At 33.5% G+C, this 12152-nt stretch carries 11 protein-coding genes; 7 read left to right on the forward strand and 4 right to left on the reverse strand.

From position 1 onward, the window contains the following. Positions 1–116: 116 nt before the first annotated feature. The 3 genes from NNL09_RS21160 to NNL09_RS21170 all read left to right on the forward strand — a co-directional run bounded on the left by NNL09_RS21160 (position 117) and on the right by NNL09_RS21170 (position 3312). Positions 117–752, forward strand: coding sequence for a LysE family translocator (locus tag NNL09_RS21160; protein ID WP_196909993.1), 636 nt, complete (start codon positions 117–119; stop codon positions 750–752). A 283-nt stretch (positions 753–1035) separates the two neighbouring features. Continuing rightward, positions 1036–2166: a sorbosone dehydrogenase family protein gene (locus NNL09_RS21165; protein ID WP_196909992.1), complete on the forward strand. Its 1131-nt coding sequence runs from the start codon at positions 1036–1038 to the stop codon at positions 2164–2166. Positions 2167–3060: 894 nt separating this feature from the next. After that, on the forward strand, positions 3061–3312 hold the full coding sequence (locus tag NNL09_RS21170) for a hypothetical protein (protein ID WP_025665611.1): 252 nt from the start codon (positions 3061–3063) through the stop codon (positions 3310–3312). A 114-nt stretch (positions 3313–3426) separates the two neighbouring features. Here the strand turns inward: NNL09_RS21170 and NNL09_RS21175 are convergent, their stop codons facing one another. Genes NNL09_RS21175 through NNL09_RS21185 form a run of 3 tightly spaced genes read right to left on the reverse strand, consistent with a single transcriptional unit; the run spans position 3427 to position 5885 of the window. After that, positions 3427–4257, reverse strand: coding sequence for a DMT family transporter (locus NNL09_RS21175; RefSeq protein WP_231389099.1), 831 nt, complete (start codon positions 4255–4257; stop codon positions 3427–3429). 18 nt (positions 4258–4275) lie between these two features. Further along, positions 4276–5562 carry a type II toxin-antitoxin system HipA family toxin gene (locus NNL09_RS21180; RefSeq protein ID WP_196909991.1) on the reverse strand — a complete coding sequence of 429 codons (1287 nt, stop codon included), beginning with the start codon at positions 5560–5562 and terminating at the stop codon, positions 4276–4278. Next, positions 5556–5885 (reverse strand): helix-turn-helix transcriptional regulator, encoded by a 330-nt coding sequence (locus NNL09_RS21185; RefSeq protein WP_025665609.1) that lies wholly within the window; start codon positions 5883–5885, stop codon positions 5556–5558. Before NNL09_RS21185 ends, NNL09_RS21180 begins: the two co-directional genes overlap by 7 nt. A 347-nt stretch (positions 5886–6232) precedes the next feature. Between NNL09_RS21185 and NNL09_RS21190 the strand changes: the two genes are divergently transcribed. The 3 genes from NNL09_RS21190 (at position 6233) to NNL09_RS21200 (ending at position 9422) form a co-directional block, all read left to right on the forward strand. Beyond that, positions 6233–6556 carry a Bor/Iss family lipoprotein gene (locus NNL09_RS21190; RefSeq protein WP_196909990.1) on the forward strand — a complete coding sequence of 108 codons (324 nt, stop codon included), beginning with the start codon at positions 6233–6235 and terminating at the stop codon, positions 6554–6556. Between the two features lie 132 nt (positions 6557–6688). Continuing rightward, positions 6689–8302, forward strand: coding sequence for an FAD-binding protein (locus tag NNL09_RS21195; RefSeq protein WP_196909989.1), 1614 nt, complete (start codon positions 6689–6691; stop codon positions 8300–8302). Positions 8303–8456: 154 nt separating this feature from the next. Then, positions 8457–9422, forward strand: coding sequence for a hypothetical protein (locus NNL09_RS21200; protein ID WP_196909988.1), 966 nt, complete (start codon positions 8457–8459; stop codon positions 9420–9422). A gap of 7 nt (positions 9423–9429) precedes the next feature. On the opposite strand, the gene NNL09_RS21205 is transcribed toward NNL09_RS21200, so the two are convergent. Continuing rightward, positions 9430–11166: a SulP family inorganic anion transporter gene (locus tag NNL09_RS21205; RefSeq protein WP_370540879.1), complete on the reverse strand. Its 1737-nt coding sequence runs from the start codon at positions 11164–11166 to the stop codon at positions 9430–9432. A gap of 224 nt (positions 11167–11390) precedes the next feature. Between NNL09_RS21205 and NNL09_RS21210 the strand changes: the two genes are divergently transcribed. Next, positions 11391–12146, forward strand: coding sequence for a sulfite exporter TauE/SafE family protein (locus tag NNL09_RS21210; RefSeq protein ID WP_025665604.1), 756 nt, complete (start codon positions 11391–11393; stop codon positions 12144–12146). The last annotated feature ends 6 nt before the right edge of the window (positions 12147–12152 follow it).

Genomic DNA, 12152 nt, shown 5'->3' on the forward strand with positions numbered 1-12152 from the left:
TGGTTTTTGTTTATAATTAAGATATATTCTCCAGAAAAAACAAAGATAAACCAATGATTTGTTTTCTAGGTCTTCTTTGTTTGGTATAATTTTGAATCAAAATCTAATACAATCCTATGTTTGGCATTCTTAATTTTGGAACCTTTATTTTAGCAGGAATACTACTTAACCTCACGCCTGGAGCAGATACTATATATATTTTAGGACGTAGCATTTCGCAAGGAAAAAAATCTGGAGTGATTTCTGCTCTGGGGATTTCTTCGGGAGCTCTTTTACATTGTATTTTTGCAGCACTTGGGTTATCTATTCTATTAGCAAAATCTGCTACTGCATTTAGTATCGTTAAATATGCTGGTGCTGCTTACCTAATGTATTTAGGAATTAAATCATTATTAACAAAATCAACAGCTATTGCTGAAGTAATTAAAGAAAAAGAAACAGCAAAAAACTACAAAAAAGTATATATCTCGGGGGTTTTAACCAACCTACTTAATCCAAAAGTTGCACTCTTTTTTTTGGCGTTCTTACCACAATTTATTAATCCGGATTACGCTAAAAGTGCCATCCCTTTCTTAATTCTGGGGTTAACTTTTGTGACTACAGGTACAATATGGTGCATGATACTGGCTTTCTTTTCTGCTAAGTTCGCTAACAAGATCAGAGAAAATAGTAAAGTGAAGTTTTGGATGGATAAAACTACTGGGGTTCTCTTTATTTTACTAGGAATCAAATTAGCCTTAAGTAAAAAATAATATTTCAAATAAGTGTTAAAACCTTACGTAACAGAATGTAAGCAATTCTTAATAAAGAATTAAAAACAATTAAAAAAAACAAAAAAAAGTAGGGTTTCGTATAAGTTAACCGTTATAATTAAGAGAAAGTAATTGGTTTTTGAGAATAAAGTTGGATATGTTGTTTTCTCATAAAAACATATAGAATAATTGATAGGTGAAATCACAACTATCAACTACCATACAAATCATTAACAATCAATACCTTATACAGGATTCAGTTGTTGATTTAAAAAGGAATATTATGAAAAGAATATCAAAATTAGCAAGTATTGTACTAATTTCATCCTTGCTATGGTTTTGTTCGGGAGATGATGATACTACAAATCCTGGTACAGATGAACCTGTAGAAGCAACAAAAATATTGGTAGAAACCTTAAGCGTTCCTTGGGAGCTAATTTGGGGTCCTGATAATTTCTTGTGGGTAACCGAACGTAATGGAAAAATTAGCAGGATAAATCCCGACAGCGGAGAGCAACAATTGGTATATACGATTCCTAATGTATCTCAAGTTGGAGAAAGTGGGTTATTAGGTATGGTACTTCACCCCAATTTTGATACCAATCCATATGTATACGTTGTATACACCTATAACGGGGGAAGTGGCTTATTGGAACGATTAGTTCAGTTTACATATGCAAATAACACCTTGTCTAACGAAACTGTACTTATCGATCAAATTCCCGCCAACTCTAATCACGATGGCTCTCGGTTATTGATCACACCAGATATGCATCTATTTATGACTACAGGTGATGCTGGTAATACCAACCTTTCTCAGGATATGAATTCTCTGGGAGGTAAAACACTAAGATTAAACTTAGATGGTAGTATCCCTACCGATAATCCTTTTGCGAATAGTTATATCTATAGTTTAGGGCATAGAAATGCACAAGGACTGGTATTGCATCCTAATGGTAAATTGTATAGTTCTGAGCATGGACCCAGTTCTGATGATGAAATAAATATCATACAATCTGGTAAAAATTATGGATGGCCGGCTGTAAAAGGTAAAATAGATACTCCCAACGAACAGACTTTTGCAGCGAGTACAGAGGTTATCGAATCCATTTTTGAATGGACACCCACCATTGCTCCTTCTGATCTGGTCTATTATACGGGTAATCGAATTCCTGAATGGACTAATAAACTACTGATGACAGTGCTAAAAGATCAAAGAATAATTGCGCTTACTCTAAACAGTGACGGAACTGCAATTACCAATGAGGAAATATTCTTTAATGGACAGTTTGGTCGTCTGAGAGATATCGCTATTTCTCCTCAGGGACGTGTTTTTATCGCTACCAACGGAAATTCGTATGGGGATACCAGTAATACACATCGTATTATCGAGATTAATAAAATTGAAAAGTAACTCCTCAAAAAATATAATCCTAAATCCTATTTATTTATGAGTGTTCTGTAATTACACTTCTTATGAAATTTATATACAGGTATTAGTTTTTTCACATAAAATTAAATACATTTTGTATCGTAATAATATGCTATAATTAGTTTTGTTTTTCTTTGAATTGAGAACAGATTTTGCATCTATTTGACTTTTTTCATTTTCTTCATTATGGCTACCCCATAAAAAGTGTAGAACAAACCTAGAAAGGAACTCCCGAAATAAGTATAATCCAACAAATACAATCGTATATACAGACATTCAAATAACTGGTTAAGAATTAATTAACATTGCTTTGTTATTAATTGATTAAATGTTAAATTTTTTATGAATAAACATGAGAAAATTTATAAAACTAAGATATCTTTGAACCAGTAAAAAGTAAAGTTGAAACTTCATAATTAGTATAAGTTGAGTTTGTGTTAAATACCGATTATGTTTCAATTTAGGCCCTCTATAGGAGTAGTTAACCTAGAGGGCCGCTTTCTATTAAACACCTATTTATTAGTTATTTACAACTAAAATAAACAAAAATCTACAAAGACATATTTTTTTGTAGGATTTGTTGTATTCCGACACAAGTTTTTTCTTACAAAAGGTAAAAAACAGGGTTAAATAAAAGCCTGTGATAGGTACTTTATCCATACATCTATATTTGTTAAAAAAATCATAATATTCTTGTACTCAATATTAACCTTAAAGCTATTTAAAGTCTCTATATTTTATAGTCAAATATATTCTTAAACAAGGGTTATTCTATATGTGCATTTTATTGTTCTTCAAGATATTATACAATTTTCACTTGCACATGTTACGGTTTTTCCGTAATTTTATCCTGCCTCATTATAAAATTAATAGCTTATGCGCAAAATTACCCTTGAAGAAGAGTTTAATGCTCGACAGTTAGATATCAAATACAAAGACCTCTGGGATCGAGGTATTCACCTCTTTACTATAAATGACCAGAATCGCGATTTTTATTATTCTATTTACTACGTAGATTTATTGTTTGTTGAAGTGATTTATAATAAAATTACTGGTGATATCATTACTATCAAAAGTTTTACAGATAAAAGAAAACTCATGTTTTATCTTAGAGAAGACTTTTCGTAATTAAAGTTTTTTAGATACTTGCAAATACAGTAATCCGTTTTATACATTAGAAAATCTACTAAGTTTTCAGGCTTTCTAGTCTTATAACGATAAGATCCTAATGTATAAACCAGATTAACGTTGTCGATACCAAATATTAAGGATTAGTCCGGTAATCACTAATAGGGTACCTATAATACTTAGGGCTGGATATATATCGGCAAACCAAAAAGTACCTGCAATCATTGTAAAAATTACTTCGACATATTTTAGGGATACCACTTTATTTGTTGCTTGAGATTGAAATGCTTTGGTCATAAATAATTGCCCGAAATATCCAAAAACCCCTAAACTAAGTAATAGTGGCCACTCTATACCTTTTGGTGTAGTCCAGTTGAAAATAGAAAGAATACCTCCTACGGTAACAGAAATCCACATAAAATAGTTAACGATCACAACAGGGTGGTCTCTATGACCAATTTTATTTATTAGTACATATACTATTCCGCTAAATACAGCTGATCCCAGTACTAATAACAGACCAAAAGAATCAATATTAGGATCAAAACCTTTGATCATTAAAACACCGCTAAACGCCATTAAAAAGAACAACCACTGTATTGGTTTTACTTGTTCTCTAAGAAAAAGTATAGCAAAAATAGTAGCGAAGATTGGTGATAAATACCGTAATGATACTGCAGAACCAATAGGAAGGTAATTAACCGACATAAAGAATAACCCCATCGAGGTTACTCCTGCCAATCCTCTATAGATCAACAATCCTTTTTGGTTACCCAATATTGGGATCTTATGCCATAACAAGTAACTCATCGTAAAAAATAACGAGCCAAATGCTCTAAAGAATACAAGCTGTGCTCCTCCAAAGTGCGCTAAATACTTAACAAATAGGTTCATTGCTGTAAAAGACACAGCACTTAGAAGCATAAAGTATATAGCTTTCTTCATTTTATCTAGTTAGAAGGATCAAAGGTATAATCTAAATGGTTTTGCTAATGTATTACCTTGTGATTTTGGAATTCCTGTTTTCTGTACATAGTAATCCCAGTTAGAAACAACATCAATGATTTGTTGTATCGCTTCCTTATGATTTTTATAGCTAATCTTCTCTCCTACAGCAATCAAATCCTGTAATGTAAAATCATCTCGTTTACCATTAATTGACATCTGATGCATACTGGTCCAAATCCCTGATGGATTGTATGAATAGGTCACATCATATGCAGGCGAAAGTCTCCAAACTCCACGTTTATCCATCAAAAAAGAAATATTTTTGGTATGATCATCCTGGTTACGGGCAATAACATTAAATACCATTCTTTTATACAATTGTACGGCATCACTATGTGGCAACCGTAGTTGTCGCATTACTTCAAATGCATTTTCATAAGAGTGTGCACCTGGAGATTTATAATCAAAATGTGCTATCGAACACAAGGTTTGCATATGTATTTTTTCATTATTACCATGGCGATCAAAGCGTTTGGTCATAAAATGAGCTCTGTCATGTTCTTCAAAAAGCAAAGATTTTTCCATATTGATACCACAATCCAATGCCATTAAGTAATATGCATATTCGATCCTACCATACCCTTGTGGATCACCAAGAGTAGTATCATCTACTCCATCAAACTTAAAAATATAATGTTCAAATCCGTGAGGAGCTATGGCCTGGCCCGACCGTATCTCATTTGTTGTAGAGTTATAAGCAATTATAGCCTTAGCTCGTTGCCCTCCTGCCGAAGTTCCTACTTTAATCAATTCATTAAGGTGTTCTGTTTCAGAAAGATTAAGTTCTAGTTTTTCTCGTGTATTAAGTATCTTTTCTGCCAGTTGTGCTAGTTTATCTACCTCTAATGTAGTAGTTTGAGCTTGCCCTATATGTTTCGCAGGTTGAAACTCTAGTGCTCCCATACCGCGAGTGCCAATATAACATAAGCGATCTAGTGGGGTAAATTTGGATTTTGGAATGTTATTAAGAGCAAGCCATTGGTCAATTAAACGATTCCCAAAATCATCGGGCAATACATCAGATAACATTCCTGGTAATCCACGGTAAGTGTCCTGATTTAGATTAGGAAAGCTATATATTTTTTTTGCAGAAGACTGTATTGGCATATGTATTGGTGAGACATCCTGGTTTTTATTTAGGAATGAAGGAAAAAACTCAAAAGAAGCAAAGTTTTTTTGACTATCCCAACTTAATGCTCCCAATTCTTCTCCCCAAAGGGTAATTTTAATAACATCTACCATAATGGATCTTCTTTTTGATTTTTAGAGCTACGTGATGCACGCTCACGTTCCTTTCCTTTTAGTTTTAATAATTCTATAGGGCTTATGCCCGGATCGGGAAATAAAGAGCTTAATGCGTTTAAATCTCCAAATGCTCGGAGTATCTGTATAAAAGTTAATAGTGTAGTTGTCTTTCCGGATTCAAAATTCTTAATCGTTTGCACATGCACTCCTGCCCTCTTAGAAAGTTCATCCTGAGTAATATTAAGATTAAGACGCCGTTGTTTTACTCTTTGAGTAAGTTCTGCTAGTATTTGTTCGTCTGAAAGGTTATTTACATTCATCACACATAAATTTAATTAATGTATATAAAAATATACATTAAAATTATAAAACGTAAATTATGTATATTTTATTATACTTTATAACGCAATTTCTTATTAAATACAATAAAGTATACTATAATATACACAAAATTATTAAAAATAAAATAAAGCACACTATAATATACCTTAAATATTATGATTAGATTTTAAATATCCTCATCATTTATCGAAACTGAATTTTAGATATTTGTCTTCATAAAAAACAGGTAAATCCCCCTTTTATATCGTTTAAAATAGTATTATTTTTAACCTACTTAGCGATCCCCCTCTAATCATATCGTCTGATTGTCTTAAAATCTAAGACAATGAAACATTCTATCCGATTACAATACATAAGCATAGTACTGGCAATAACCATTTGTTGTACAAGCTGTATGTCTACACGAGTTGTAAGTCTTCATGACAGTGATGCTGTAGTTAAAAACACTAAAACCACCTGGAGCTTTGCTTGGGGGCTGGTTTCTCCTAAAGATATCGATGCCAGATGTGAATCCAAACATTTAAGCTCAGCAACCAACACCACCAATTTTGGATACATTTTATTATCCGCAATCACATTAGGCATTGTTGTACCGCAAACCACAACATGGGAATGCGCCCCACCAGACCCTCCAATAGAAGAGTTATAGAGAAAATACATCATCTCTACTTGATCTATACCAATAAAGACAGAAAATCATATCTGGTTTTGATATTGGCTTACTAACAGTACTACCTAAAAAACAAAGAGCAGTTGCAATAAAATATTAAAAAACATAATCATGGCGTTACCAAAAGGCATTGAAACACTACCCATAAGAAAATGGGAAAACAGGCATCAAAATTTTACACAAAAGCTAACACAAAACGCTTCTTTTAAAGTACGTAATGATGATTCGCTAAGCAAAGGAGCGGATAAATATATTGCTACAACCAAAAACTTACAATGGTTGATAGGGCATGCAATTGATAACAATATTCGATTACGTGCTATGGGTAGCGGCTGGTCATTTTCTAAGGTAGCGGTTTCTGAAGGCGGTATCTTAGATACTAAATCATTACGTCTAAGTTTTTCGGTTAGTAAGTCTAATATAAGCAACGAATACCTCGATAAAGGAGGGCTAGCCGACGATTTATTTTTTGTGCAATGCGGCGTTTCTATATTGCAACTCAACTCAAAATTAGAAAAAGAGAAACGTCCTAATCGCTCTATCAAAGCCTCGGGAGCTAGTAATGGTCAAACAGTAGCAGGCGCATTATCCACAGGTACACATGGCGCTGCTTTTAACGTAGGAGCAATACAGGATTTTGTAACAGGAATACATCTCATCGTTGGTCGCAATCGTCATGTATGGCTAGAGCGAAGCTCCAACCCTGTAGTATCAGATCGGTTTATTGATTGGTTAGGCGCAGATTTAATAAGAGACGACACTATGTTTAATGCCGCTTTGGTTAGTTTCGGAAGTTTTGGGATTATACACGGTATTATGATCGAAACAGAGCCCAAATTTCTACTTGAAGAGCATCGTATAGACAAAATTGCATACAACAGTGAACTTAAAAACACCATGAAAACATTAGATTTTTCAGCAATTAATACTATACTCCCCTTTCCTCAACACTCTCCTGATCGAGAATTATATCATTTTGAAATACTAATAAACCCTTATGATTTTGAACCCGATAACAATAATAAAGGTGTGTTTTTAAAAGTTTCCTATAAACGCAAATACAGGGATAACTACACCCGTAGAACTCCAGATGATAAAGGGTTAACCTATGGTGATGATCTACTGGGGTTAATACAAACAGTTATGGATAGTCTGGGAGGGTTATCGATTTTATTAGTCCCAAAATTAGTTAACATACTATTCCCCCTGGCCTATAAAGAAATCCCTCCTATGGAAGGAACTATAGGAGAAACATTTAGCAATACCAAATTTAGAGGTAAAGTTGCCAGTGCAGCTTTAGGAATAGATATCAAAGACAGTGTACGAGTTGTTGAAGAAATTATGATGATTATTGAAGATGGCGACCCTTTTCCTGGTGGAATATCATTACGATATGTAAAAGGAACTGAGGCATTATTAGGGTTTACGAAATTTCCAGAAACCTGTGTATTAGAATTAGATGGTGTAGATGCAGATATAACTCGAAAGTTCTACGAAAAAGTATGGAATCGATTAGAAGCTATCAATATACCATATACCCTACATTGGGGAAAAATAAACTTCAACCTTAATTTTCAGCGAATCCAGAATATGTATGGTACTGCAACAGTACAGCATTGGCTTGACACTCGTAACGATCTACTAGAACCAGAAGCAATGAATGTGTTTACCAATGGCTTTATTGAAAGATGTGGGTTAAACAAAGTAACTGGAGTAATTGTTTAAACAAAACCTATAAATACTTAATTTACAAATACATATGTGATAAAAGTAGTTATGATTTAAAATAATTCTAATTATTATTGAAGCTCTTTGGCATGATAATCGTTCTAGTATAAATATATTTCATAACTTTATTTTTTTTAATCCCCATTACTCAATGAAAAAGCTGTCCTTCCTACTACTGCTTTTTTTAGCACAAATTGTCTATTCGCAGACTTATACTGTACTTGATTCAGTACAAAATACACCTATACCATATGCCACAATTTCTTTTAGAAACGGAAGTGGAACATTTGCTGATGCAGATGGTAATTTTCGATTCTCAAAAAAATGGTATTCTGATGTAGACTCCTTATACATATCATCTATAGGATATAAAGAATTAGCACTGTCTACTTCTGCCTTACCTCAGAAAATACGTTTAGTACAGGATATTGCAGAACTTAAAGAGGTGTATATTGTTGCAGAAAAGAAAAGAAAGTACAAAACCAAGAAATTGGCCTCAGAAGTGCATAATGATTATTTTAAAAGCTGGCTCCCCACAGTAGAATCTGAAATTGCAGTTTTCTTCCCCAAAGACCCCGAGAAATCTACCAAAATAGCTTCAGTATATCTACCCATTAAAACAGAATCTTCAAATCGAAATGCAAACAAAAAGGAATCATTTTCTACTTTATTCAAAATGCAGTTTTATGGCAATAACAATGGATATCCAGGAAAAAGATTACCTTATGAAGATATTATATTTAAAGTAACCAACAAGGATAAATCTAATTTTGAACTGAACGTTTCAGAATATAAAGTTTTCATACCAAAAGATGGTATTTTTGTTTCCATACAGGTATTAGGCTATACAGATAAGGACGGAAAACTACAACAAACAAAAAAGTATAGTGAGATTGAAACTCGAAAAGGTATCGTTAAAGTATCTACCACTTTTAGACCCTTACTTCCGTTTACAGACAAAATAAGTAGTTACAAAACTTTTACCAGAAGAGTATTTTTTAAAAATAGAACCTGGCAGCGTTTTGACAGAGGGTATAGCAAAAACAATAATCTGATTAAAAATAACAACACCAATTATGGTATGGGGTTAAAACTACATTTATACGAAGAGGATTAGAGTAACATTAATCTAAAAAAGATTTTCTTTTCGTATTAAACTGTACTGCTGCTTCGTGTATTTCTTTATGTTTAGCAGTTTGGTTTTCTGCATGATCTACCGCATCAGAAATTGTCAAATAATAATAAGTCGCACCTAATCTATCTGTAAAACCTGATCGTTTTAAAAAGTCTCGAACAGGACCTATTGTACCCACCATTAACAACTGAACTCCGATACCATCAAGATATTGCTGTATATCGTCTAATACATGCAAGCCAGTACTATCGATATCATGCATATTTGTATTGTCGAGGATTAGAAATTCGGGTAACCGTTCTCGATCAGAAACATAAGCCAGAATAGCATCCTTAAAATAACTTGAATTACCAAAATACAATTGATTATCAAACCTGATAATTAAATACACCTCTGATTGTATTGCATCTGGAAACCTATTAATATTTCTATAATATTTGGTACCTGGTATATTTACTAATTCGGCAATATGAGGACGAGCACTGTAATACTGTAGAAATACAAACGACAATATCACCCCGATAAAGATTCCATTTTCTACTCCAAAAATCAATGTTCCTAAAAAAGTAATGATCATTACAATAAAATCTCGTCTTCTAAGTCGAAACAAGTATTTTGCTTCACTAAAATTAATCAGGCCAAATACAGAAACCAATATAATTGCCGCCAGAACTGCTTTAGGGATATAATAAAAAAATGAAGTGAGAAAAAGCAAAGAAAACATCACCATTAATGCAGCTATAATAGACGACACAGTGGTCTTCCCTCCTGCCTCATCATTGATTGCTGTTCTACTATAACTTCCCGAAGAAGGTACTGCCTGAAAAAAAGCGCCAATAACCTTAGCTATTCCTAATGCAAATAATTCTTGATTAGGGCGTATGATATGGTCTCTCTTTTTCATTTCTATAGATTTGGCAATCCCAATACTCCCTACATACCCAATAAAAGTGACCGTTAATACCGATGGGATAAGTGCAACCATCGTATCATAATCCATATTCGGAATACTAAAAGAAGGGAGACCGCTAGGTACATCCTTAATAATCGCCAATCCTTTCGCATTTAAATCAAAAATATAGGCTATAGAAGTTGTAATCACCAATACAGTAAGTGCTCCTGGGAAAGAGCGTTTCCATTTTTTAAACACATTAATAGTTACAATAGAGCATAAACAAATCCCAAGTGTAATCCAATTTACTTCAGCAAAGTGACTAATTGCATACCAAATTGTCTGGTGCGTGTATTTAAAATCCGGAATAGCAATCCCCAGCCCCTGATCTAATTGAGAAACAATAATAATTATCGCTGCTGCAGAGATAAATCCAGAAATTACAGGCTGAGAGATAAGATTTACCAAAAACCCCATACGCAACACACTCATAATAACCTGCAATATTCCTATCAAAAACCCCACAAACAGAACCAATTCTACAAACCTCTCTGTAAATGGGTCTGCAAGTTGACTCACTCCACTCATTACTAATATTGCAGTAACCGCTACCGGCCCTATACTTAGTTGTCTGGATGTTCCAAAAAAGGCATAAAGCAACAAAGGAATCAGACAAGCATACAACCCATAAATTGGGGGTACCCCCATAAGTAATGCATAAGCGATCGCTTGCGGTATAAGAATAACTCCTACTGTAATACCAGCAATACAATCTGCTTTAAAGAAAGAGCTACTATACTTTTTATCTTTAAAAATCTGAAGAAACGGGACTATTTTATATAACTTTTTAACGCTACCGAAGGTTTTTGATTTATTAGGTAAATCTACAACAGTTTCAGAAGTTATACCAAAAGAATTTATAATTCATCTGTTTAAAGTTGAATTCGTTTTATTTTGATAGAAATAACTAATTTTAATCAGGCTCATTATAGAGATTTACCTATTTTTGAAAACAACATCGTATACTTTTTTTCTCTTAGTACTTTTCAAAAAACTCTATGAACGAAACACTACTTCTTTTCATTTTAGCAATTATTGGATTTATAGCAGGAGTAATTAATACTATAGCTGGTGGCGGTTCTTTACTCACCTTACCTATGTTAATTTTTATGGGACTCCCTCCTGCCGTTGCTAACGGCACAAATCGTATAGGAATTTTCATTCAATCTATCTCCTCTATTGCCGGTTTTAGAAGTAAAGGAGTTAAACCAGGTTCTTTTGGGGTCTATCTGGGAATATCGGCTCTTGTTGGATCATTAATCGGAGCACAGATTGCAATCGACATTAAAGGAGAAACATTTAATAAAATCCTTGCAATTGTAATGGTTATCGTAGTCCTTTTTATGGTTTTTAAGCCCAAAGTAAATCTTCAGGATGTGATAGAAAGAACACAAGGTAAACATTTTTGGATTTCGATTCTTGCCTTTTTCTTTATCGGGGTCTATGGTGGATTTATCCAGGCAGGTGTAGGAATATTTATCTTGTTAGCATTAACCTCTATAAATTACCTAAACCTGGTTACATCTAATGCCGTTAAAGTATTGGTCGTTTTTATTTATACCATTGGGGCACTAGCCATTTTTGTATATAATAATCAGATCGACTACCTCTATGGTTTTGTTCTTGCAACAGGAAATGCTACAGGAGGGTGGATTGCAAGCAGATGGTCTGTAAAAAAGGGAGATGGTTTGGTTAAAGTGTTTTTAATCATTATGGTTATTGCTATGGCTATTAAATTATGGATAGACAGTTAATCGCAT

It is taken from the genome of Aquimarina sp. EL_43 (assembly GCF_943422735.1).
GTDB lineage: Bacteria > Bacteroidota > Bacteroidia > Flavobacteriales > Flavobacteriaceae > Aquimarina > Aquimarina megaterium.